Consider the following 23,251-nt stretch of genomic DNA (forward strand, 5'->3'; position numbering starts at 1 on the left):
TAAAATGCCATAAATTCAACATAAATGAAGCTATATAGGATATTTATTAGTAGTAATAAATATGTGAAAAAAGAGGTTATCTAAAAGTTATCCACAGGATAAACTTAAAGTGAACTAATTAGGGGGCTGGACATTTTATATAAAGAAAATATAAAAAAATAGTCTTGACATCATTTTTTTATAATTTTTTTATTAGTATTAGGTAACGACCCTATAGTTTTTAAATTCCAGCTTTAATAAAACTTTAGGAGTGTTACCTAAAAATGCAGCATTTTCTTCAATAAAATTGCATCTTCAACTTTATTATTATCCGTATAATATGCGGGTTTTATTTGGGCTTGTTCAAACCCCATGCTGTGATAAAGACTCAAGGCACTTTTATTGCTAGGTCTTACCTCAAGAACGACATATTCAATATGGGACAATTGAATAAATGAATTAAGTATATTTTGTAAAAACTTGCGTCCGTATCCTTGGGACTGAAAGGACTTTGCAATACAAAAATTTAAAATATGAGAACAATTATTACTAATTCTACAAATTATATAACCAACAATGATTGGCTTATCAGCGACATTTATTTCAAACACACGACAATCATAGCCAACACGAACACAATCCCTCAATATATCTCGGCTCCAAGGAGCAATATGGACATTTTTTTCAATTGCATAAACAGCGTCTATATCTGATTCAGTCATGCTGCGAATACATGTCATCCCTTGTACTCCTAAGAAAGTAATTGCTCGCCTGGGGGGAAAATCATTCTAAACCCAGGCTACAAAATGATAAAGTGTCTAAGACGCGCTATCCGTACTTTTCTTCTTTTTGGGCAAATAAAGATCTGTAATAGTTCCCTCAAATGCCTCTGCTGCTTGAGCAACAGTTTCGGAAAGCGTTGGATGAGGGTGAATCGTTAAAGCAATATCTTCAACGTCACAACACATTTCAATGGCTAAAGAGGTTTCAGCGATCAAATCTCCTGCGTTAACCCCAACAATTCCTGCTCCTAATATTCGCTTCGTATCTGGACAAAACAATAACTTTGTCATTCCCTCTTCGCGTCCCATACTCAGCGCACGACCACTGGCAGCCCAAGGAAAAGCGGCTTTTTCATAACGAATATTTTTTTCTTTAGCTTCTTTTTCAGTGAGCCCAGTCCATGCAAGCTCTGGATCTGTATAAGCAACACTCGCAATACATTTAGGATCAAAGTAATGTTTTTTTCCTGCAATAACTTCTGCGGCAATTTTTCCTTCTGGAATGGCCTTATGTGCTAACATCGGTTGACCTACAACATCGCCAATAGCAAAAATATGCGAAACATTCGTTCTTTGTTGATTATCTACGTTGATAAATCCTCGTTCATCGACTTTAACTCCGGCTTTTTCTGCATCAATCGCTCCACCATTAGGTTTTCTGCCTACCGATACAAGAACTTGTTGGAAACAAAGTGGCTTATCTGTTGCGTGCTCGCCTTCCATAGAAACATAAATACCGTCCTTTTTAGCTTCTACTGCAGTTACTTTTGTTTTTAAAAGGAAGTTAACCCCTTTTTTCTGCATTCGCTTTTGTAGAACATTTACTAAATCAGCATCAGCCCCAGGAATAAGTTGATCCATAAATTCAACTACAGTTACCTCGACTCCTAAAGATGAATAAACTGTAGCCATTTCTAAACCAATGATACCCCCACCTAAAACCAATAAACTACCTTTAATATCTGCAAGTTCTAATGCACCAGTAGAGCTAAAGATTCGTTTGTCTTCTGGGATAAATGGTAAGTTGATGGACTCAGAACCAACTGCAATAATCGCATTTTCGAACTCAACTTCTACTGCTCCATCTTTGGTAGTAACAGTTACTTGATGGGTACCCGAAAATTTACCAATTCCAGTAATTACTTCAACTTTACGTTGTTTTGATAAAGCTTTTAAGCCACCTGTCAATTTAGAAACTACAGAGTTTTTCCAAGCCACAATTTTTTTATTATCAAGTTTAGGCTTGCCAAAACTAACGCCTTGATCAGACATTTCATGAGCCTCTTCAACAACCTTAGCTATGTGAAGTAATGCCTTAGATGGAATACAACCAACATTTAAACAAACCCCACCAAGGGAATCATAACGCTCCACCAATACTACTTTTTTTCCTAAATCTGCTGCTCTAAATGCCGCGGTATATCCCCCAGGACCACTTCCTAACACGATGACATCTGTTTTTATTTGATTAGCCATTACAAGCCTCTTAAATTAGATATTATTAAAATCATTCACACATTGTAATTGAGGGTTCTCTGCCCCTTAATTGCAGTTTTTCCTCACAAATTACAGTAAAATTCGTCTTATATCACTTAAGCAATCACCAATAAAACGAGTAAAGCGTGCTGCTTCTGCACCATCAATAACTCGATGATCATAAGAAAGAGATAAAGGCAGCATTAATCTTGGTTGGAATGCACCATTTTCATAAACAGGTTTTATTTCTGAGCGAGATAAACCTAGAATAGCAACTTCCGGACTATTTACTATGGGGGTGAAAGATGTGCCACCAATGCCTCCCAAGCTAGAAATAGTAAAACATCCTCCTGACATATCCGTTGGCATTAAACCTTTATCTCGAGCTTTTGTGCTCAAACGAGTCATTTCAATTGCAATTTCTACAACACTTAATTGATCCACATTTTTAATAACAGGCACTACTAAACCATTTGGCGTTTCTACTGCAATTCCAATGTTGCAGTATTTTTTGTAAATAAGATTGATGCCTGAAGAATCTAAAGATGCATTAAATTGAGGAAACTCTTTTAAAGCTTTACTAACTACAGCGCAAACAAATGCCAATAGGGTCAGTCTATATCCTTTCTCCTTAGCTTTTTCCGTCTCAGATTTTCTAAACGCCTCAACATCAGTGATATCTGCTCTATCAAACTGAGTCACATGAGGTATAGTGACCCAAGAACGATGAACATTAGCTCCAGTGAGTTTTTTAATTTTATTCAGTGGCTTTGTCTCAATTTCACCGAACTGGGAAAAATCAATAATCGGGCTAGGTGGTATACCCAAAGTTCCAGCATTCGGTTGTACACTTAATCTTGCTTTTACAAAAGCTTGGACATCATCTTTAGTAATACGTGACTTACGTCCGCTACCCTGTACCTCAGTTAAATTTACGCCAAATTCTCGTGCCAATCGTCTTACAGCAGGACCTGCGGCTATAATTGTTGACTCTGTGCTTTCCGGAGCAACTTGAGTATGCCTAGGTATTTCTGGGGCAACAGCAGATTGCTGAGAAGTAGGGATCGTGTCTTCTTCAGTTTTAGTTTCATTGTCTTTAACTGCTTCAGTTTCATTTTCTACTGTAGCTATTAAAATTTCATCCCCTTCTGATACCTTATCGCCTACTTTAACACTCAGTTTAGTAATTTTTCCTGCAACCGGAGAAGGGATCTCCATGCTCGCCTTATCGGATTCTAATGTAATTAGAGGCATATTTATTTCTATTTGATCCCCAACCTCGACCATAACCTCAATCACATCAACCTGAGTGGCACCTCCGATGTCAGGAACTTTAACTTTTTTTTCAGTGCTTGTTTGCTTTTCATTTGATTTCTTTTCTTGTTCCTTTTTCGTTTCAGGCTGCTTCTCTTCTTTAGAATCTAATCCTTTTTTTTCAACAGCCGTAGATTCAGTTTCTTTAGCTGTTTCAGTTTCTTTTTCAACAGTAGCCAATAAAATTACATCTCCTTCCGATATTTTGTCGCCTACATTAACGCTCAGCTTTGTAACTTTTCCAGCAATCGGAGAAGGGATCTCCATGCTGGCTTTATCGGATTCCAACGTAATTAGAGGAGTATCTACTTCTATTTGATCTCCAACCTGAACCATAATTTCAATCACATCAACCTGAGTAGCGCCGCCAATATCAGGAATTTTAACTTCTATTTCTTTTGACATTTCATTCCTCAAATTTAGCCTAGGTAGAAATAAAGCAATTACCTAGGACAGATTGTTAATGCATCAGAACTCACGGATTACGGCGTTTGCCCTCTCCCGATTATTTAATTCAATTCTAATGATTAACCGGATTCAATTTATCAGGATCAATGTTATAGCGTTTCATTGCGTCCACAACCTTAGATTTATCAAGGTTTCCTTCAGCAACTAAAGCATTCAAAGCTGCCAAAACGATGAATTTAGCATCAACCTCAAAAAAATGACGCAACTGTTGACGTGTATCACTTCTTCCGTAGCCATCAGTTCCTAAAGTTACATAATGATTTGGAACAAAAGGACGAATTTGATCCGCATAAATTCTCATATAGTCAGTCGCGGCAATTACTGGACCAGGTCTACCCTTTAATTGTTCCACAACATAACATTTTTGTTCTTTTTCTTGGGGATGCATTGCGTTATAACGCTCTACAGCTAAGCCATCTCTTCTTAATTCATTAAAGCTCGTCACACTCCAAACATCAGAAGTCACAGAATAATCTTCTTTCAACATTTTTGCTGCTTGAAGGACTTCACGCAATATTGTTCCACTACCCATAAGTTGTACGTGATGTTTGGATTTTTTCTTGCTTGTTTGCAGTAAATACATTCCTTTTATAATGCCTTCTTCTACTCCTTCAGGCATATCTGGATGTGTGTAATTTTCGTTCATTACGGCAATGTAATAGAAAATATTTTCCTGCTTTTCATACATACGATACAGCCCATTCTGAATGATCACTGCAAGCTCGTATGCATAAGTAGGGTCATAAGAAACACAATTAGGAATGGTAGAAGCATACAAATGACTATGACCATCTTGATGTTGTAAACCTTCACCAGCAAGTGTTGTACGTCCGGCAGTACCACCAAGTAAGAATCCTCGTGCCTGTATATCTCCTGCTGCCCATGCTAAATCGCCAATGCGTTGAAAACCAAACATGGAATAGTAAATATAAAACGGAATCATCGCTAATTTATTCGAACTATACGATGTAGCTGCTGCGATCCACGAACAAAAAGCACCTGCCTCATTAATGCCTTCTTCTAAAATTTGTCCATCACGTGCTTCACGATAAAACATGACTTGCTCATGATCTACAGGAGTGTAAAGTTGACCAACAGGTGAATAAATGCCTATTTGTCTGAATAATCCTTCCATACCAAAAGTTCGACACTCATCTGGAACAATGGGGACGATTCGTGAGCTAATCTCTTTATTTTTCAACAAAACTGAAAGAATGCGGACAAAAGCCATAGTTGTAGAAATTTCTCTGTCTCCCAATCCCTTAGTAATTGAAGAAAAATCTTCTAAAGATGGGATTTTAAGAGAGTCTACTTGAGTAGATCGTGCTGGCAAATAGCCTCCTAAAAGCTCCCTTTGCTTTTTAATATACTTAATTTCAGGACTATCATCTGCGGGCTTGTAAAAAGGAATATCAGCAATCTTATCATCACTGATAGGAATGCTAAATCGATCTCTAAATACTTGCAGTTGTTCTACAGTCATCTTTTTTTGTTGGTGAGTAATATTTTGTCCTTCACCAGCAGCTCCCATGCCATAGCCTTTTATTGTTTTTGCTAAAATAACTGTTGGACTTCCTTTATGCTCAACTGCTTTAGCATATGCGGCATAAACTTTTTGCGGATCATGGCCACCTCTATTTAAGCGCCAAATTTCCTCGTCCGTATAATTTTCAATCATTTTCTTTAATTCGGGATAATGATTAAAAAAATGTTGCCTTACATAAGCACCATCATGTGCCTTATAAGCTTGATAATCTCCATCGACACACTCTTGCATACGCTTTTGCAACCAACCATCTTTATCACGAGCAAATAGTGGATCCCAGCGTCCTCCCCATATAACCTTAATTACATTCCAACCTGCCCCCCGGAATAATCCTTCTAATTCTTGAATAATTTTGCCATTACCTCGAACAGGACCATCTAAACGTTGCAGATTACAATTTATAACAAAAATAAGATTATCTAATTTTTCTCGAGCAGCAATACTTAAAGCGCCAACAGACTCAGGCTCATCCATCTCACCATCACCAAGAAAAGCCCATACTTTTCTATTCTCTGCTTTTATGAGTCCTCTATTTTCCAGATATTTTAAAAATCTTGCTTGATAAATAGCCTGTAAAGGCCCTAACCCCATTGAGACAGTAGGAAATTGCCAAAACTCCCCCATAAGCCAAGGATGAGGGTAAGATGATAAACCATCAACTTCAACTTCCTGTCGGAATTTGCTTAATTGTTTCTCTGTGAGTCGCCCTTCTAAAAATGCACGCGCATAGATACCTGGAGCAGAATGACCCTGAATATAAATTAGATCGCCACAGCTTTCTTTACTCGAACCTTTAAAAAAATGATTAAATCCTGTTTCATACAGGGTAGATGCTGAGGCATAAGAAGCAATATGTCCACCAAGTTCTGCTGCATATTTGCCGGCACGTAATACCATAGCCACAGCATTCCACCGAATTAGTGCACTAATTCGTTTAGCAAGCCCCTCATCTGGAGGCATTTGTTTTTCTTCGTGAATCTTAATGGTATTTCTGTAAGGTGTATTTATTGAGCTGGATAAGTTGACGCCTTCGGTGTTTGCTTTATTAAGAAGCTGTTTTAAAAGAAACGCTCCTCTTTCCGGACCATCATTGATCAATACAGCTTGCAGGGCCTCCAGCCATTCACGTGTTTCTACAGGATCCAAATCTAAATTATTTTCATTTGCCATGAAAGTGTTCCCCGAAATCTATTAAGTACAATTAGGTACAGCTTGTAATTTTTTTGGAATTACACCAGCACAACTTTGCTTACAAACATTCAAGTCTGACAAGCAGTCACAAGTTACTTTGCGGCATTGTAGTGGATCGCGATAAGAATTCAACTCACGCATCACTTTTTTGCCCTCAACTTTTCTTTCATGCACATATTTTTCAAAATCATTAGCAGCTGTAGTTTGAGATACAGCAGAACAAGTTGGGCAATTATCAATACAATTTTTCTTACAAAACTCAAAATGCTGCATACAGGTCATATTGCACTGCGCTACCACCCGTTCCTTAAGCACGTTTTGTCGCATTCCTTGACAACCCAATAGACTAAGTAATACAACACAGCACAATAATCGCAAAAAAAAGCTCATATAAATATCCGTTATAAGCTACATCCAAGAAAATAATGTAAATAAAGCAATAAAGACTAACATAACAATAATTGCATGCTCCACTAAACTTTCGGCTGCAGGCATGGATATTTCTTCCATGTCATTGCTTCTAACCGCTTGCAACCCGCAATCACGTAACATTTCGGAATTGATTTCTGGTTTTGCAAAAAGAAAACGAGTAAATAAAGAAATACCTCGTTGAAAATTCCCCACCAGTAAAAAAAGAATTACTGTAAGCCGTGCAGGTATCCATTCAAGCAGATCCGTGATTTCATTGGCTTGTTCATGAACAGTATTAAATTCTCGACATAAAGTAATCAAGCGGTAAGCTAGCGCTCCAATTGGCCCTGCAACAATGAACCAAAATACAAGAGAAAATAGCTGTCTGTTTGCACAGATAAAATAATCGGCTATTAACTCCTGATCACTTTTAACCTCTGAATGTGTGATTGGATAGAATATATTTTGAGGTCCAAGACAGTAGAAAAAAATTACAATACTTAAAAGCAATCCCATTAAACCAAAAAAAATAGAGTGCAATAATAAATAGAGAATTAATGCCAGCAGTAATAGAGGTATTACTATTAAAGCCAGGAGCGCCCAAGGATTAACAAAAAAACTATTCTTATCTGCTCTACTTTTTATCTTTTGATAATAATTAGTAAACCAATAAAATCGTTGATAAGCGACTGTATGAATCAGGAATCGTTCACAAAATAGACATAAAAGTATAACTAATAATTTCATTATTTAATCCTTACGCATTTTATCAGATAAGGCTATGGGCGTTGGGTATTTCAACACAACAAAATACGATGAAACAATAAACGTTAAAATGGTCGTTGCTTGGATCAAATTTGATGCTTTATCAGAGATGAGCTGCGTGCTCAATGCAATACTTGCCACAAGCAATGAAAACTCACTTGCTTGCCCCAATCGAACTCCAACTTCTTTTGCAACCTGCTTTTTTTCACCGGATTTATTAAGAAGAAAATAAAACAACATGGGCTTAATAAGGAGAATTAAGGCAGATAAAATCAAAGCAGGTACAACAATTTGCTTCGCCAAATCAAAATTAAAAGTTGCTCCAATCGAAAAGAAGAACATCACTAAAAAAAAGTCTCTTAATGGCTTTAAACTTTCTGCAATAAAAAGAGAAATAGGGCTAGCAGCTAATGCTACCCCAGCAATAAACGCACCTATATCTTCTGACAAACCTATCTTTTGTGCAAGAACAGATAAACCAAGACACCAACCAATGGACAATAAAAATACATATTCTTGTGTTCTATCAAAGCGAGCAAGTAAGCGTATCAAAACATATTTTTCTACTGCAAAAGCAAAAAGACAAAGTGCAGGTAACGCAATACCAACTAACATAATATCATCAAAAGAGAGGCCACTTCTTTGTTGGGCGCCATTAATCAAGATTAATACAATTATTGCAATAACATCTTGCATCAATAAAACGCTGATCATGACCTCACCTGTGTGTTGGTGATGTAAAATAGTAGTAGGTAATAGTTTCAAGCCAATAATTGTACTTGAGAACATCATCGAACCACCTAAAATCCATGACTCAGCTACAGTTAACCCAAAAAATCGCCCAATCCAATATGCAGTTACGGCAAAAAGTACAGAGCTAATTAAAGCAATCCAGGTTACTTTTCTCAACATATGTATAAGATTTTGCGGTTGTAAGTGCAATCCAAGCAGAAATAGAAGAAAGACAATACCAACATCGCCAATTTGCTTCACAACACTAATGTCAGATACAAGCTTCAATCCCCAAGGCCCAAGCATTGCCCCAAGTAGAATATAGGCAACTAATAAAGATTGTTTGGTATAAAGAACCAACGTAGATAAAAATGCTGCGCCTGCGAAAATTAAAAAAATGGTATAAAACACAGAACCATCATGCATTGATCAAGTACCTTATAATGTTAATTAGCCCAAAAAATTTAGAAAATATTATCATGAATCAAAGAAACAAGACATTAATGCCTGCACTGCTTTGTTTCATCCTGAGTACACTATTTATTCTTACAATATTAGTATCTTGAAATATAGACGCAATAATTTTATCTATTTATCCGCAAATTAGCTATCTCTATATTCCATTATTCAATCAAATCAAAACGGAAAATGATCCTCTCACTCCATTAAGTGCTAATTTACGCTTTAAACCATCTGCCGTATTTTTTGATCCAAATGGTCCTACCCTGACAATATAGTTTCGACGATAACGTTCTATAGAAACAGGTAATGATGTAATACGAACCAACTTTTCTTTTAAGCGTTTTGCAGAAGCCTCTGTTGTAAACGCTCCTGCTTGTATGTAATAGCGAGCTTGTCCTGGTCCTGCTAATGTTTCTATTTCAACATTTGCAGTCCCTTTAGGAAACACTCCAAGTTTTAATGCCGCTGCATAAGACAAATCAATAATCCGATTAGAGTGAAAAGGCCCACGGTCATTCACTTTAACTATAGCCTCTTTCCCGTTATCTAAATTTTTTACTTTTATATAAGTAGGCAAAGGCAATGTTTTATGTGCAGCAGACATAACATACATGTTATAAGGCTCACCACTTGAAGTTCTTTGTTTATGAAACTTTGTTCCATACCATGAAGCAACTCCTCGTGTTTTATAACCTGACGAATTTCTCATCACTTGGTAGGAACGTCCATCAACTGAATATTCGCTGGGATTGCCATATCGACTTAAAGGTTCTTTTGTAGGAACAGGCTCTTTAAAATTGATTTTTTTTTGCTTTGTTGGTGCTCCATCCTGATATTGAGTATATCGATTTGATTTATTTTTATAGCGGTTATAAATTGAATTATTCACACGTTGAGATGCGTATCTTGTATTTTTTTTTCCACCGGAGGATGCTGTATTAAGAGACTGATTTGTAGTTTGACATCCTGTTAATAGAATTGTCATAGCAATAAGTATCTTTCGCATATTTACCATTTCGAATTATTATTATTATTGGCTAATATACCGAAATATGACTTAATTTCGAAGAATTTTTTTAATAGAAAAAAATTTCATTATTTTTCACATGCCCTTTTGTTGCATGGAAAAGGGTGTGGTAACATATGCATATTTTTGTAATTACATTAGGCAATAACATGACAAGAAAAACGTCTATTCTTTTAACTACATTGTTTATTATCACTTTATTCGTACAGTCAACTCATTCTATGGCTGATGAAGGTACGTTACCCACAAAGCCTACAACAAACTTAGATAGGCCATCTCCTACAATTACGAATAAACCGTTAGTAACTCCTGCTGCACCTATTCTTAATGCTAAAGCTTATATACTAATCGATGTAAATAGTGGAAAAATCATTGCCGAAAAGAACAGTGAAGAACGATTGCCACCTGCTAGCTTAACTAAAATGATGACTTTATACGTTGTCTCTAATGCTCTTCATCATGAACAAATCCATCTCAATGATAATGTTAGAGTAAGCCGTGAAGCATGGAAAATTGGCGGTTCACGTATGTTTATTAAAGAAGGAGAACAAGTACCTGTAGAAGATTTGCTTAAAGGAATTATTGTTGACTCTGGAAATGATGCCTGTGTTGCTATGGCGGAGCATATAGGTGGAACTGAAAACTCCTTTACAGACCTCATGAACCAACAAGCCCAGAATTTAGGAATGAAAAACAGTCACTTTACTGACAGCACTGGCTTACCCGATCCTAACTTATATACTACAGCTAAAGATTTAGCGATTCTTGGTAGAGCATTAATTGTTGACTTCCCTCAATATTATGAGTGGTACAAACAAAAATGGTTTACCTACAATGGTATTCGCCAGCCGAATAGAAATCGATTGTTGTGGCGTGATAATCAAGTAGATGGTATAAAAACAGGCCATACAAACGAGGCGGGTTTCTGTTTGGTATCTTCTGCAAAACGTGACAATATGCGCTTATTGGCAGTGGTTTTGGGCGAGTCTACTGACTCATCTCGTGCAGACGACAGTGAGAAGCTACTTAACTATGGTTTCAGATTTTTTGAAACACATCAACTTTATAAATCCGGACAATCGATTACAGAGCTCCCTCTTTACAAAGGACAAATAGATAAGGTAGCTGTTGGACTAAATGAAGATCAGTACATCACAATTCCAACTGGGCAATATCAACGTCTTAATGTTACAACTAAAATACCTTCTTATCTCGAAGCTCCGATTAAAAAAGGAGATAAAATAGGTGATTTAGTTGTACAATTTGATAATAATGTTGTATCTACTCAAACCCTTTATGCGCTACAAGATGTAGAGTCTGGGGGCTTTTTTACTCGAGCCAAAGATTCTATACGTTTGCTTTTTAAAGGATGGTTTGGTTCCTAAGGTTTATACAGGATGACTAAAGAAACATTCATTGATTTTCCCTGTTACTTTCCTATAAAAGTAATAGGGAATAATTCAACTTTTTTTCTAGAAGAAATTAAGCAAATTACCCTGACCCATTTTCCTGAGACAACTCAAGATGCATTGACACATAAAATGAGTAAAAACTCTAATTATTTGGCAATCACCGTTTCAGTATTTGTTGAAAATCAAGAAAGTCTCGATGCATTTTATCAAGCACTTACTCAGCATCCAGAAGTAAAGATGGTGTTATAATGAAAATACGACAGCTAGGTATTCAAAATTACGATGATGTTTGGCTGCAAATGAAGGATTTTACGCAAAGTCGCCAAATTACCACTGAAGATGAACTTTGGCTGCTCGAGCATTTTTCTGTATATACTCAAGGTCAAGCAGGAAAACCAGAACATATCTTAAATCCTACTAATATACCTATAATACAATCTGATCGCGGAGGACAAGTAACTTATCATGGACCTGGCCAACTTGTAGCTTATGTTTTAATGGATTTAAGAAGGAAAAATTTAGGTATCAGATCCTTAGTAAGCAAACTGGAACAAATTTTAATCTCTGTTCTTGGGCAATACAAAATTGAAGGATCGATTCGATGTGGAGCCCCAGGAGTCTATGTAAAAGAACAAAAAATCGCCTCTATAGGTTTAAGAGTAAAAAATGGTTGTACTTATCATGGAATTGCACTTAATGTTGATATGAATTTAAAACCATTTTTAGGCATTAATCCTTGTGGATTTGCAAAAATGGAAATGACTCAGATAAGTCATTTCTATCCTAAGGTACAATTAGATGAAGTCAATCAACATTTTGTGCAGTATTTTTTACAACAATTCTATCCTTAGTGACGCATGAGCTTGTTCATAGATTATGTACAACCACTTACGGACTGGTTACAACAAAACCCTCACTGGTCTTTATTTATAACCTTTCTTATTTCATTAACAGAATCATTAGCAATCATAGGAAGTATAGTACCTGGAAGTGTTACCATGACTGCTATAGGAATTCTCGCAGGTTCAGGGGTCATGCGCGTTGACCTTACTTTATTGGCGGCTATTTTAGGTGCAGTAGCAGGTGATAGTTTAAGCTATGTACTAGGGTACTATTATAGCGATCAGCTAATTGATATTTGGCCATTTAAAAAATATCCCAAATGGCTACAATATGGTAAAGACTTTTTTAAGGCCCATGGGGGGAAAAGTGTCCTTATAGGTCGTTTTGTAGGCCCCCTACGATCTATAATTCCGGTGATTGCAGGAATACTGCATATGAAGCAATGGCATTTTTTTGTTGCTAATGTTTTATCTGCTATAGGATGGTCTCTTTTATATATAATGCCAGGCGTCGTTCTTGGTGCAGCAAGCCATGAGTTATCTACAGAGAACGCAACACACTTATTCGTATTAATCCTTATACTTCTCGCAGGAATTTGGCTTATCAGCTTAATAGTGAAGTGGCTAATTAAACAATTAAATTCTTTTTTGAAATTATCGTTACATAATTTATGGATCAAATTTAAAAATAATTCATTATTAGCTCCTGTGTATCAAGCACTTACTCCGAAAGAAGAAAAAGACCACTATCCTACAGCATCTTTAGTACTTATTACTCTTTTTTGTATCATCAGTTTTATTATTCTTCTAGGATTAACAATTAAGACCTCATTGCTGTCTTATATCAATTTACCAATTCATTTATTTCTCCAAAGTTTTAATACAACAGTGCTCAAAATCTTTTTTATTTTTTGTACCCAGCTTACTAGCACAATAACCATTGTCAGTTTTTTCATTATTAGTTCTTGCTGGTTTATTTACCAGAATAAAATTTCTACAGTAATCTATTTGTTAAGTCTTATTATTTTTAATTATCTTCTCGTATTCATATTGGCATTCTCTGTATACGTACCAAGACCTACTGGAATTTTAGTAGTTATGCCTGGCTCCTCTTTTCCTGCAATTAATCTTGAAATTGCTACAGCGTTATATGGGTTCATCTTATTTTATATAAAAAACACTTACGATCTATTTACTAATGTCCTTAAGTCTATAATGTTTACAATTTTAGGTTTAAGTGGTTTAGGCTCTATTTATTTAGGAGATTATTGGTTCACGGATATTATTGCATCTTATTTTGCAGGCGCAACAATCTGCCTAATTCACTGTCTAATTTATAGAAAAATAAACTTTAATCTTAAAAAAGTATCATTTTCTTTATTAGTATTTTCACCTTTTTTTATCAGTATTATTTTATTTTCATTCTTAGCCACCTCTTATCATTTCCAAACATTATCCTATAACCACACACCTTATCACCAACAATATACCTTAAGTGAAAAGACGTGGTGGCAACAAACAAAACCCATACTGCCAATTTACCAATTAAGTAGAATTGGTAAAAAGATCAGTCTATTTAATTTGCAATATGCTGGTGATTTATATTTATTCCAACATAGTCTAGAAGAAAATGGATGGGAGTTACATTTCGATTCATTTTTTTCCAATTTATTGAGGCACATGAATAAAGAACCTCATAGGGTTAAATTACCATTATTTACTCAACTTTATGAAAATAAGCCGCCTGTATTAATAATGACCTATGCCGAGAAACAATCTGATTTAACTTTGGAATTAAGAATTTGGGAGTCTAATTATACTTTATTGAAATCAAATAAACCTTTATGGATAGGTAGTATTCATTCATCCGTATCTTTTTCTAAACAAAAAAATATGAGCTCTTTTAAAGAACTTATTAATCCACTTCATTATATAATGAAAACTGAGGGGGATTTCACTGTGAAACAAATCATGCTTCCCGAAGCGATAATTAAAACAACACGATATCCTGTACAACCAAGCATTATTCTTATCAAACAAAAAAATCTATACTCCAACTAAACTGAGACAACGTCACTATACACCAACTAAAAATACTGTTATAACTATATGGTTTTTAAGAATAAATATACGGTTTGTTGTCCTCAACACTCTTCACTTTATATATGGAACGTAGGCAGAGGAAAACCAATTGTCAACAGGCCCTAATTTTAAGAGTATCTCTTGAATGTATATCATTGCAAAATTAATTCAAAATTTTTTTCCATTAATTGCTTTAATACTCCTAATTATTGGAATAAAAAAAGATGCTATCTATTACATGATTTCAGCTCTTTGGCTAAGCCTTATAGCCATGTTGATTCATCTCCAATTCTCAGGTAATCAAATTTTTGGTACTTATTTTAACTATTATAATGCCGCTATATATTCTTCTAATTTGCTTATATTGTTGATTACCTTAATTTACGTTATCTCTCATTTAAGTAGTGAGAGTACGTTAAAATATGTATACAGCTTTGTTAATGCATTCCTAGTTGTTATTGCACTTTTAAGTATTACTAATCTTTGGATGAATGCCTTTTTCATTGAAAACAAAATGGAAGGAACGCCCATAATACAAGTTGCACTTACTAATAAACCTGATTATTGCAAAAGTAAGTATGTATTTTATAAAGTTAATCTTGATAGTTCTATCATGTATCTCTGTCCTAATTATTATGGTTTAATACCATCTGTAGGACAGTTGGCAGTAAGTCCTGATTTTATTGCTTCGCAATTACCATTATCGATTAAAAAGCAAATGTTATTAAAACATAAAAAAGAATGAAAGAAATTTAGTAATAAATGTACGCGCTAGGTTTGATAACGCGGGAAGTTAAATTGTTCTTTGGATTATTATTTGATACCATGTCAAAAATTTATAATTTTAGTATTTACATGAAACGAGTATATGCTCTTATTATGATAGTGTTTAGCTTTAATAGCTATGCTATGGCACCTAAACTTAATTGGGATCAAGCTGTTGATCGTGCTGTAAAACGCTATGGTTTAAGAGTTGAGCCGCAATTAAAATCCTATTTTTCTAGAGCCGGGATCAGTTATCCTCCGCGTGAAGTCGCTCTACTCGCCTTTAAATCTGAACGAAAAGTGGAGCTTTGGGCAAGAAACCCCAAACAATCTTGGAAACATATTCATGATTATCCACTAACAGGTTTTAGTGGACGATTAGGACCTAAGTTACGTGAAAATGACAAACAAATTCCTGAAGGTGTTTATAGGTTAGTTAATTTTAACCCCTTTAGTAGCATGCACTTATCAATGATGATTAATTATCCTAATAATTTTGACAGACAAAAAGGTTATCAGGATGGAAGAAAGCAATTAGGAAATAACATCTTTATCCATGGTAAAAATTTATCTGTAGGTTGTTTGGCCATTGGTGATCTTGCAATTGATCAGCTATTTATTTTAGCAAGACGTGTTGGATTAAATAATATTCAAGTGATTATTGCACCAAATGATCTTCGCAAAAAAAAGCCATCCACCTCAACATTTGCACAACCAAGATGGCTTCCCGAATTATATAAACAAATTGCAGAGTCATTAAAACCTTTTGATAAAAACAATTATACTGCTTAGAAGCAAAATGCTCTCTAATCTTTAGGTAAAGAAGCCAAAAACTCTGAGACCTCGTTAGGTGTTAATTCAGAATGCTGACCTCGAGATAAGTATCTTGGCATAGTAATCATCCCATAGCGAATTCGAATCAGACGACTTACTTCGACACCTTGTGACTCCCATAGACGTCGCACTTCTCTATTTCGGCCCTCATTTAAAGTCACATGATACCAACTATTTGCACCTTCCCCACCACGAAACTCTAAACGAGTAAATTTTGCCATTCCATCATCTAACTCAACTCCTTTAATTAAATGATTTAAAGCTTCCTGAGAAACCTGTCCATGAACTCTAACAGCATATTCTCTCTCTAATCCATATTTAGGATGCATTAATTGATTAGCAAGTTCGCCAGAATTAGTAAAAATAAGTAAGCCCGAAGTATTTAAATCTAAACGTCCTACTTGTACCCAACGACCTTGTCTTAAATGCGGCAAATGATCAAAAACAGTTTTCTCAAACTTAGGATCATGACGGCTTGAAATCTCTCCTACAGGCTTATGATAAAGTAAAATTCGTACATTTTTTTTAACTTTTAGTGGGTTAGGAATCAATTTTCCTTTTACGGTGATTTTATCCTCAGCACTCGCTGAATCCCCCAATTTCACCGGTTTTCCATTGACTTGAACCCAGCCATTTTCAATCCAGCGCTCCATTTCACGTCGAGAACCCAGGCCTGCCTGGCTTAATATTTTTTGTAACCTATAGCTGTTCATTCAGTAATATACTCTTCTTCATTAGGATTATGTAAAGTCAAGGTATCCATAACCTCTGGCAAGGATGGAAGCTCATTTAAATATTGTAAATTAAAATAATTTAGAAACTCTCTTGTTGTAGTGTAAACAGCAGGCTTACCTGCTACATTTTTATAACCTGAAATACGAATCCATTCTCTTTCCAATAAGGTTTTTATAATTTGGCTATTTACTGCTACTCCACGCAACTCCTCGATATCGGCTCGAGTTACTGGTTGCTTGTACGCAATAATTGCTAATGTTTCAAGTAAAGCACGTGAATACTTCATTGGTTTTTCTATTTGCAAACGAGCGACCCAGCTACTGTATTCTTTTTTTGTTTGGATGATAAAACCTGTTGCAACTTCGACAAGCTCAAAAGATCGTGATGAATAATCTTCTTTTAATTCGTTAATAACAGTTCTCAGATGTTCTTTTGATGGTCTTTGCCACTCATCAAAAACTTCTAATAAACGTTCTACAGATAAAGGCTCATTAGAACTTAGAAGTAATGCTTCAATAATGCCTTTTAATAGCTTATTATCCATTATTATGCTGCCTGTAATAATATGGAAGCAAATGCTTCATTTTGGGTAATAACAATTAAGGATTGCCTCGACAACTCTAAAATGGCTAATAAAGAAACAATAACCCCCATTCTTCCTTCATTCAAAGTAAATAACTGTTTAAATTCTAGAACAGGATACTCCTGGAGCATAAGTAAGACACTACTCATACGCTCTCGGACGGATAAAGCCTCACGAGAAATTTGATGATGGCTCATTTGCTCTTCTCTTTTCATTAAAGCAATCATTGCTTCAACTAAATCCTCTAATTCAACTTCAGGATGTACGATGATTCGCTCAAGTTCAGTTGGAACTACTTGAATTAAGAAGTGATCGCGTTCTTGTCGAGGCAGTGCATCAAGCAATTCTGCAGCACATTTTATTTGCTCATACGCTTGTAATCTCCGCACTAAAGTCATACGTGGATCTTCGTCCTCTTCGTCATCACCTTTTGGAGGAGCTGGTAACAAGAGTCGCGACTTAATTTCAGCAAGCATTGCAGCCATCAATAAATAGTCGGCTGCAAGCTCCAATCTCCGACACTCCATCAACTGAATGTAATGCAAATATTGCTTTGTAATACTCACAATAGGAATATCTAATATATCAATATTTTGCTTGCGAATGAGATATAAAAGTAAGTCAAGCGGACCACTAAACGAATCCAGTAACACTTCAAGCGCATCGGGTGGAATGTATAAATCATCAGGTAGCTCAGTAAGTTCTTTACCTGCAACTACGGCTTTAATTTCTGGCTTAATTGATAATTCAATGTCCATTCTAACTCTTTAATAATCGAGTCCCATAACTTCTCTAACGGTACTCAAATTTTTACAAGCTACTTCTCGTGCAGATTCACTTCCCTCAGAAACGATTCGTTTTACTGAGCCTAAATCAGACTCATATTCAGTAATCGCTTCTTGAATAGGCTTTAACTCTTTATTAATACTATCAACAACAGGTCTTTTACATTCAATACAACCAATTCCAGCAGTACGACATCCTGTTTGAACCCAATTTTTAACTTCCTCATTAGAGTATATTTTGTGAAATTGCCAAACTGGGCATTTTTCGGGCTCTCCTGGATCCGTTCGCTTTACTCGAGCTGGATCTGTTGGCATAGTTAATACTTTCTTTTCTACCTGCTCAGGAGGTTCTCTTAGCATAATAGTATTATGATAGGACTTGGACATTTTTTGTCCATCAAGACCAGGCATTTTAGCAGTTTCAGTAAGTAATGGATGAGGCTCAGGTAGAATAATTTTACCACTACCTTCTAAATACCCCAATAAACGCTCTTTATCACCAATAGATAAATTTGGCTGGTCCTCCAAAAGCGCTTGGGCTGTTTTAATTGCGTCATGATTACCAAGCTCTTGAAATTGTCGTCGTAACTCACTATAAAATTTACTGTTTTTCTTACCCATTTTTTTTATAGCTTCAGTGGCTAATTCTTCAAAATTAGGCTCTTTGCCATAAAGGTAGTTAAAACGGCGAGCAATTTCTCGAGTAAGCTCTATGTGAGAGACTTGATCTTCACCAACAGGAACATAATCCGCATGATAAATTAAAACATCAGCACTTTGTAATAAAGGGTAACCTAAAAAACCGTAGGTTGCTAAATCCTTTTCCTTTAATTTTTCTTGTTGATCTTTAAAGGTTGGAACCCTTTCTAACCATCCCAGAGGAGTGATCATCGATAAAAGCAAATGTAATTCTGCATGCTCTGGAACCCACGATTGGATAAAAATTCGTGATAACCCAGGGTTAACACCACAAGCTAACCAATCAACAATCATATCCCAAAGATGTTTCTCTATAAATCTAGGTTCATCATATTGAGTCGTTAATCCATGCCAATCTGCAGCAAAAAAGAAGCAATCATATTGATGTTGTAAGTTGATCCAATTTTTTATTACCCCATGGTAGTGTCCAAGATGTAATCTTCCACTGACACGCATTCCAGAAACAACTCGTTTATTGGAACTAAATAATACTGACATCAATATCCTCTTTTAATGATTTATTTAACATAACTCCCAACTTTTTCTAGAGCTTTTCATAAGCGTACGACACAGTGCCTATACCCGGATTAGGACACTACGCATATCCTGGCACGAAAAAGTTGAAAATCACCTCAATTTATTTAAAGGGCTCAGGATCTCCTTTACCTTCTCTTATTATCACTGGATAATCACCAGTCAAATCAACTACAGTTGTAGGTTCTTGTCCGCAGTGACCACCATCAATTACTAAATCAATTTGATTTCCTAAAAGATCTCGAATTGCCTCGGGTTCACTTAATGGTGCTTTAGCACCCGGAAGAATCAAAGTGGTACTCATCAGTGGCGCTTCCAGACACTCCAATAATGCAAGTGTAATTACATTATCTGGTACACGTAAACCCAACGTTCTTCTTTTAGGGTGAAGCATCAGCCGAGGCACTTCATGCGTAGCATTAAGAATAAAAGTATAGGCGCCAGGAGTAAACGCTTTTAATAATCTAAATATAGGATTCGATACCCGGGCATAAAGACCAAGTTGAGAAAGATCACGACAAACAAGAGTCATATTGTGATTCTTATCCAATTGTCGCAATCTTCGTATACGCTCAAGTGCTGACTTATTGCCTAAACCACAACCCAATGCATAACCAGAGTCGGTAGGGTAAACAATAATACCACCGTCTTCAATTATATTTACGGCCTTTCGCAACAAGCGTGCTTGAGGATTATCAGGATGTAATGCAAAAAACTGACTCATAAAGTCCCCTGTTCAATGTTCCATTCATGCCAAATAGGCGTACAATTGGCTGGTAGCGGTTTCTGACCACCGAGATTTACACGCGAATGGCGATCACTATGATAGTCTGATCCAGAAGAAGCTAATAAATGAAACCGCAAACTGGTAGCAGCCATTTCATTAACTTCATTAGGTGTCATTTCCCCCGATACCACTTCTATACCAGCACCACCAGCCTCTTTAAATTCGTTAATTAACTCATGCAATTTAGATCGCGTCAATCCGTATTTAAGCGGATGGGCAATCACTGCTTGCCCACCTGCTTCTTTAATTCCCTCTACTGCCTCTTGAACAGTCAACCACAATGTGGGTACATAGGCCTTTTTACCTCTTCCTAAATATTGCTTAAATGCTGAAGCGATATCTCGGGCTTTACCTTCATTAACTAAAAGTTGAGCAAAATGAGGCCGACCTACACGAGTATGTCCGGCTAATTCACAAGCTTTGAAATAAGCATCGGTGATACCTAACGAGTTTAATGCTGCGCCTATTTGCTGCGCACGATCCACTCGGCTTTGATTTTGACGCCGAATAAGCTCTAGTAGATTTGTCGTATGGTGAATTTGATAACCTAAAATATGAAGTTCATGTTTTTTCCAACGTGTGCTGATTTCTATACCATTAATTATCTTAATTGAGGTATTTTTGGCCGCCTGCAATAACTCTTGATAACCCGCTACTGTGTCATGATCAGTAAGCGACAAACATCGAAGCTTTCGATTTTGCGCTTTTTGTATCAATGCTTTTGGAGTTAAGGCTCCATCAGAAAAATTGCTATGACAATGAAGATCGATCATGAATGTATGTTATCTAACAAAAAAATGATTGTATCATAAATCTTGCAGAAGATGAGTGTTCTGCACTATTCTTGTGTGCCTATACTTCACCTTATCGAAAATAGAATAAAATGAAAGTAATGAGATATCCATTATTCTACCTAGTGAGCGATCTCTAAATTTTGGCACAATACTATCATTTTAAGGAATCTTTCGCTAAATTTAGCACTAACCATTTAAGTGAGAAGGTATAAAAAATACTATACTGATAATATATAAGTTACTGATTGAGGAAAACCCAAAAATAATGATTCATAATGTCCATCATGTTAAGTTATGCCGTAAATCAATTGCCGCACGAAATGACAAACAAGCTAATTTTCTTGATGCAATTGATCGTTTTGCAGTAACATTTGCAGTTGGTCCTGCAGGCACTGGAAAAACTTACTTAGCTGTTTCTAAAGCGATACAATGTTTTGAAAAAGGTGAGGTACAACGGTTGATTTTTGTAAGACCTGCAGTAGAGGCAGGTGAAAAATTAGGTTTTCTTCCAGGAGATTTAGTAGAAAAAGTGCTCCCTTATTTAAGACCTATTTATGACGCCTTATATGAAATGATTGGTTTTAAAGAAACCCAGAAACTAATTCAAACTGATACCATTGAAGTTTTACCCTTAGCATTCATGCGTGGGCGTACTCTTAACGAATCATTTATTATTCTTGATGAAGCACAAAATACTACTATCATGCAAATGAAAATGTTTTTAACTCGCATAGGTTTTGGTTCAAAAGCAGTCATAACCGGAGATATGACACAAGTAGATTTACCCAAAGGTATTGATTCCGGACTTGCTCATGCAGTAGGATTATTCAAAAAAATACCTGAAATCAGTATTCATACTTTCACAAGCCGTGAGGTTGTCCGACATCCGTTAGTCTCTAAAATTATTGATTGCTATGACCATGTATCATCCGGAAAAACTAAATGAATTATTATATCGATATACAAAATGCAACTGCTGAATCTCTTCCTATCAGTGAAGATCAATTAACTCACTTGGCATTACTGGCTTTAAGAGATTACAAAAAAGAAGCAGAGCTTACAATTCGGCTGGTTACTTCAGAAGAAATGATCCAGTTAAATCATACCTACAGAAAACAGAATAAAACGACTAATGTATTAGCATTCCCCTGTACTTTACCTCCAGAAGTACAATTAGAATACTCCCTTTTAGGGGATGTTATTATTTGCCCGCAAGTATTATCTGACGAATGTAAGCAACTTAATAAAACTTTAGAATCACATTGGGCTTTAATCGTAATTCATGGAATACTACATTTATTAGGCTATGATCATATTAAGGATGATGATGCAGCCATTATGCAATCTATTGAAATTAAATTATTAACTGAGCTTGGCTTTGCTAATCCTTATGACGCAGAGGATAATCAACTTGAATAAAGAGGAAGACAGTAGTTCGTGGTTTTCTCGGTTTAAACAGTTTTTACAGGGCGAACCACAGAATCAAGAAGAACTCGTTAGTTTATTAAGAGATGCACATATTCGTTCTCTTATTAGTTCTGAAACATTGGCAATGATAGAAGGCGCTATTTCATTCTCCAAAATGCGAGTACGAGATATTATGCTGCCAAAAAATCAGATGGTTTGCATAAAGCAAGATGATCCGTTTCAAGATATTATAAAAACTGTGACACAAACGGGTCACTCAAGATTTCCTGTCCTTGATGAAAACTCTGATGAAATTATCGGAATATTGCACGCCAAGGATCTATTACCCTATCAATCATCTGAACTGGACTCTTTTAATTTGCTTGATATTTGTCGCCAAGCCACTTTTGTTCCTGAAAGCAGGCGATTAGACAGCCTTCTCAGTGAATTTCGCCGTAATAAAAATCATATGGCTATAGTAGTCGATGAGTATGGAGAAGTTTCAGGCTTTGTGACAATTGAAGACATTATTGAACAAATAATTGGTGATATTGAGGATGAGTTTGATATTGATGAAGATGCCTATCTTAAAGTACATGAAGACAATCATTACATTGTCAAAGCACACATGCCTATTGAGGAATTTAATGAGCAACTTAATGCGCACTTTAGCGATGAATTTTATGATACTATCGGTGGGATAGTAATGAATAGTTTGGGCCATTTGCCTACACGAGGTGAAACAATTACTATTGATTCTTTTGAATTTAAAATTATTAATGCAGATTCCAGACGTATTAAATTGATGGAATGTATTGATAAACGCAAGGCATAATGAA

At 35.9% G+C, this 23,251-nt stretch carries 23 protein-coding genes; 9 read left to right on the forward strand and 14 right to left on the reverse strand.

What is annotated here, in order from left to right:
- Positions 1 to 257: 257 nt before the first annotated feature.
- The 8 genes from rimI to Lsan_RS17905 form a co-directional block, all read right to left on the reverse strand.
- Entirely contained in the window at positions 258 to 719 is a 462-nt protein-coding gene (gene rimI / locus Lsan_RS17870) for a ribosomal protein S18-alanine N-acetyltransferase (RefSeq protein ID WP_058515478.1), read from the reverse strand.
- A gap of 78 nt (positions 720 to 797) precedes the next feature.
- Positions 798 to 2,237, reverse strand: coding sequence for a dihydrolipoyl dehydrogenase (gene lpdA, locus Lsan_RS17875; RefSeq protein WP_058515479.1), 1,440 nt, complete (start codon positions 2,235 to 2,237; stop codon positions 798 to 800).
- A gap of 90 nt (positions 2,238 to 2,327) precedes the next feature.
- Complete coding sequence (aceF, locus tag Lsan_RS17880; RefSeq protein WP_058515480.1) at positions 2,328 to 3,956, reverse strand: dihydrolipoyllysine-residue acetyltransferase; 1,629 nt, start codon at positions 3,954 to 3,956, stop codon at positions 2,328 to 2,330.
- Between the two features lie 115 nt (positions 3,957 to 4,071).
- Positions 4,072 to 6,735: a pyruvate dehydrogenase (acetyl-transferring), homodimeric type gene (aceE, locus tag Lsan_RS17885; protein WP_058515481.1), complete on the reverse strand. Its 2,664-nt coding sequence runs from the start codon at positions 6,733 to 6,735 to the stop codon at positions 4,072 to 4,074.
- 21 nt (positions 6,736 to 6,756) lie between these two features.
- Positions 6,757 to 7,146 carry a hypothetical protein gene (locus Lsan_RS17890; RefSeq protein ID WP_058515482.1) on the reverse strand — a complete coding sequence of 130 codons (390 nt, stop codon included), beginning with the start codon at positions 7,144 to 7,146 and terminating at the stop codon, positions 6,757 to 6,759.
- 18 nt (positions 7,147 to 7,164) lie between these two features.
- Complete coding sequence (gene ampE, locus Lsan_RS17895; protein ID WP_058515483.1) at positions 7,165 to 7,914, reverse strand: regulatory signaling modulator protein AmpE; 750 nt, start codon at positions 7,912 to 7,914, stop codon at positions 7,165 to 7,167.
- 3 nt (positions 7,915 to 7,917) lie between these two features.
- On the reverse strand, positions 7,918 to 9,090 hold the full coding sequence (locus Lsan_RS17900) for a cation:proton antiporter (RefSeq protein ID WP_058515484.1): 1,173 nt from the start codon (positions 9,088 to 9,090) through the stop codon (positions 7,918 to 7,920).
- Between the two features lie 205 nt (positions 9,091 to 9,295).
- Entirely contained in the window at positions 9,296 to 10,132 is an 837-nt protein-coding gene (locus tag Lsan_RS17905) for a septal ring lytic transglycosylase RlpA family protein (protein WP_058515485.1), read from the reverse strand.
- Positions 10,133 to 10,302: 170 nt separating this feature from the next.
- Between Lsan_RS17905 and Lsan_RS17910 the strand changes: the two genes are divergently transcribed.
- The 6 genes from Lsan_RS17910 to Lsan_RS17935 all read left to right on the forward strand — a co-directional run bounded on the left by Lsan_RS17910 (position 10,303) and on the right by Lsan_RS17935 (position 16,046).
- On the forward strand, positions 10,303 to 11,538 hold the full coding sequence (locus Lsan_RS17910) for a D-alanyl-D-alanine carboxypeptidase family protein (RefSeq protein WP_058516075.1): 1,236 nt from the start codon (positions 10,303 to 10,305) through the stop codon (positions 11,536 to 11,538).
- A gap of 12 nt (positions 11,539 to 11,550) precedes the next feature.
- Positions 11,551 to 11,814 (forward strand): HP0495 family protein, encoded by a 264-nt coding sequence (locus Lsan_RS17915; RefSeq protein WP_058515486.1) that lies wholly within the window; start codon positions 11,551 to 11,553, stop codon positions 11,812 to 11,814.
- Entirely contained in the window at positions 11,814 to 12,416 is a 603-nt protein-coding gene (gene lipB, locus Lsan_RS17920; RefSeq protein WP_058515487.1) for a lipoyl(octanoyl) transferase LipB, read from the forward strand. The genes Lsan_RS17915 and lipB overlap by 1 nt, the downstream gene beginning before the upstream one ends.
- 6 nt (positions 12,417 to 12,422) lie before the next feature.
- A complete protein-coding gene (locus Lsan_RS17925; RefSeq protein WP_058515488.1) occupies positions 12,423 to 14,468 on the forward strand; it encodes a VTT domain-containing protein in 2,046 nt (681 codons plus the stop codon).
- A gap of 166 nt (positions 14,469 to 14,634) precedes the next feature.
- Positions 14,635 to 15,234, forward strand: a complete 600-nt coding sequence (locus tag Lsan_RS17930; RefSeq protein ID WP_058515489.1) for a hypothetical protein — start codon at positions 14,635 to 14,637, stop codon at positions 15,232 to 15,234.
- Positions 15,235 to 15,368: 134 nt separating this feature from the next.
- Positions 15,369 to 16,046: a L,D-transpeptidase family protein gene (locus tag Lsan_RS17935; protein ID WP_420324304.1), complete on the forward strand. Its 678-nt coding sequence runs from the start codon at positions 15,369 to 15,371 to the stop codon at positions 16,044 to 16,046.
- A gap of 14 nt (positions 16,047 to 16,060) precedes the next feature.
- Here Lsan_RS17935 and rluB read toward each other — a convergent pair whose 3' ends face one another.
- The 6 genes from rluB to Lsan_RS17965 all read right to left on the reverse strand — a co-directional run bounded on the left by rluB (position 16,061) and on the right by Lsan_RS17965 (position 20,984).
- Complete coding sequence (gene rluB, locus Lsan_RS17940) at positions 16,061 to 16,801, reverse strand: 23S rRNA pseudouridine(2605) synthase RluB (RefSeq protein WP_058515490.1); 741 nt, start codon at positions 16,799 to 16,801, stop codon at positions 16,061 to 16,063.
- Complete coding sequence (scpB, locus tag Lsan_RS17945) at positions 16,798 to 17,367, reverse strand: SMC-Scp complex subunit ScpB (RefSeq protein ID WP_058515491.1); 570 nt, start codon at positions 17,365 to 17,367, stop codon at positions 16,798 to 16,800. Before scpB ends, rluB begins: the two co-directional genes overlap by 4 nt.
- A gap of 2 nt (positions 17,368 to 17,369) precedes the next feature.
- Complete coding sequence (locus Lsan_RS17950; RefSeq protein ID WP_058515492.1) at positions 17,370 to 18,164, reverse strand: segregation and condensation protein A; 795 nt, start codon at positions 18,162 to 18,164, stop codon at positions 17,370 to 17,372.
- 9 nt (positions 18,165 to 18,173) lie between these two features.
- On the reverse strand, positions 18,174 to 19,388 hold the full coding sequence (locus tag Lsan_RS17955) for a tryptophan--tRNA ligase (RefSeq protein ID WP_058515493.1): 1,215 nt from the start codon (positions 19,386 to 19,388) through the stop codon (positions 18,174 to 18,176).
- 139 nt (positions 19,389 to 19,527) lie between these two features.
- Positions 19,528 to 20,148 (reverse strand): L-threonylcarbamoyladenylate synthase, encoded by a 621-nt coding sequence (locus tag Lsan_RS17960; protein ID WP_058515494.1) that lies wholly within the window; start codon positions 20,146 to 20,148, stop codon positions 19,528 to 19,530.
- Positions 20,145 to 20,984, reverse strand: a complete 840-nt coding sequence (locus tag Lsan_RS17965) for a PHP domain-containing protein (protein WP_058515495.1) — start codon at positions 20,982 to 20,984, stop codon at positions 20,145 to 20,147. Before Lsan_RS17965 ends, Lsan_RS17960 begins: the two co-directional genes overlap by 4 nt.
- A gap of 286 nt (positions 20,985 to 21,270) precedes the next feature.
- Between Lsan_RS17965 and Lsan_RS17970 the strand changes: the two genes are divergently transcribed.
- Genes Lsan_RS17970 through Lsan_RS17980 form a run of 3 tightly spaced genes read left to right on the forward strand, consistent with a single transcriptional unit; the run spans position 21,271 to position 23,247 of the window.
- Positions 21,271 to 21,951 (forward strand): PhoH family protein, encoded by a 681-nt coding sequence (locus tag Lsan_RS17970; protein WP_133134272.1) that lies wholly within the window; start codon positions 21,271 to 21,273, stop codon positions 21,949 to 21,951.
- Positions 21,948 to 22,424, forward strand: coding sequence for an rRNA maturation RNase YbeY (gene ybeY, locus Lsan_RS17975; protein ID WP_058515497.1), 477 nt, complete (start codon positions 21,948 to 21,950; stop codon positions 22,422 to 22,424). The genes Lsan_RS17970 and ybeY overlap by 4 nt, the downstream gene beginning before the upstream one ends.
- A complete protein-coding gene (locus Lsan_RS17980; RefSeq protein ID WP_193392753.1) occupies positions 22,396 to 23,247 on the forward strand; it encodes an HlyC/CorC family transporter in 852 nt (283 codons plus the stop codon). The genes ybeY and Lsan_RS17980 overlap by 29 nt, the downstream gene beginning before the upstream one ends.
- Positions 23,248 to 23,251 lie beyond the last annotated feature (4 nt).

Origin of the sequence: Legionella santicrucis, assembly GCF_001468135.1 — a bacterium.
In the GTDB taxonomy this organism is placed as follows: domain Bacteria; phylum Pseudomonadota; class Gammaproteobacteria; order Legionellales; family Legionellaceae; genus Legionella; species Legionella santicrucis.

Excerpts from the sequence above, each read along its gene's own strand:
- rimI (WP_058515478.1), bottom strand. The coding sequence starts at position 719 with ATGACATGTATTCGCAGCATGACTGAATCAGATATAGACGCTGTTTAT.
- lpdA (WP_058515479.1), bottom strand. The coding sequence starts at position 2,237 with ATGGCTAATCAAATAAAAACAGATGTCATCGTGTTAGGAAGTGGTCCT.
- aceF (WP_058515480.1), bottom strand. The coding sequence starts at position 3,956 with ATGTCAAAAGAAATAGAAGTTAAAATTCCTGATATTGGCGGCGCTACT.
- aceE (WP_058515481.1), bottom strand. The coding sequence starts at position 6,735 with ATGGCAAATGAAAATAATTTAGATTTGGATCCTGTAGAAACACGTGAA.
- Lsan_RS17890 (WP_058515482.1), bottom strand. The coding sequence starts at position 7,146 with ATGAGCTTTTTTTTGCGATTATTGTGCTGTGTTGTATTACTTAGTCTA.
- ampE (WP_058515483.1), bottom strand. The coding sequence starts at position 7,914 with ATGAAATTATTAGTTATACTTTTATGTCTATTTTGTGAACGATTCCTG.
- Lsan_RS17900 (WP_058515484.1), bottom strand. The coding sequence starts at position 9,090 with ATGCATGATGGTTCTGTGTTTTATACCATTTTTTTAATTTTCGCAGGC.
- Lsan_RS17905 (WP_058515485.1), bottom strand. The coding sequence starts at position 10,132 with ATGCGAAAGATACTTATTGCTATGACAATTCTATTAACAGGATGTCAA.
- Lsan_RS17910 (WP_058516075.1), top strand. The coding sequence starts at position 10,303 with ATGACAAGAAAAACGTCTATTCTTTTAACTACATTGTTTATTATCACT.
- Lsan_RS17915 (WP_058515486.1), top strand. The coding sequence starts at position 11,551 with ATGACTAAAGAAACATTCATTGATTTTCCCTGTTACTTTCCTATAAAA.
- lipB (WP_058515487.1), top strand. The coding sequence starts at position 11,814 with ATGAAAATACGACAGCTAGGTATTCAAAATTACGATGATGTTTGGCTG.
- Lsan_RS17925 (WP_058515488.1), top strand. The coding sequence starts at position 12,423 with ATGAGCTTGTTCATAGATTATGTACAACCACTTACGGACTGGTTACAA.
- Lsan_RS17930 (WP_058515489.1), top strand. The coding sequence starts at position 14,635 with ATGTATATCATTGCAAAATTAATTCAAAATTTTTTTCCATTAATTGCT.
- Lsan_RS17935 (WP_420324304.1), top strand. The coding sequence starts at position 15,369 with ATGATAGTGTTTAGCTTTAATAGCTATGCTATGGCACCTAAACTTAAT.
- rluB (WP_058515490.1), bottom strand. The coding sequence starts at position 16,801 with ATGAACAGCTATAGGTTACAAAAAATATTAAGCCAGGCAGGCCTGGGT.
- scpB (WP_058515491.1), bottom strand. The coding sequence starts at position 17,367 with ATGGATAATAAGCTATTAAAAGGCATTATTGAAGCATTACTTCTAAGT.
- Lsan_RS17950 (WP_058515492.1), bottom strand. The coding sequence starts at position 18,164 with ATGGACATTGAATTATCAATTAAGCCAGAAATTAAAGCCGTAGTTGCA.
- Lsan_RS17955 (WP_058515493.1), bottom strand. The coding sequence starts at position 19,388 with ATGTCAGTATTATTTAGTTCCAATAAACGAGTTGTTTCTGGAATGCGT.
- Lsan_RS17960 (WP_058515494.1), bottom strand. The coding sequence starts at position 20,148 with ATGAGTCAGTTTTTTGCATTACATCCTGATAATCCTCAAGCACGCTTG.
- Lsan_RS17965 (WP_058515495.1), bottom strand. The coding sequence starts at position 20,984 with ATGATCGATCTTCATTGTCATAGCAATTTTTCTGATGGAGCCTTAACT.
- Lsan_RS17970 (WP_133134272.1), top strand. The coding sequence starts at position 21,271 with ATGATTCATAATGTCCATCATGTTAAGTTATGCCGTAAATCAATTGCC.
- ybeY (WP_058515497.1), top strand. The coding sequence starts at position 21,948 with ATGAATTATTATATCGATATACAAAATGCAACTGCTGAATCTCTTCCT.
- Lsan_RS17980 (WP_193392753.1), top strand. The coding sequence starts at position 22,396 with ATGACGCAGAGGATAATCAACTTGAATAAAGAGGAAGACAGTAGTTCG.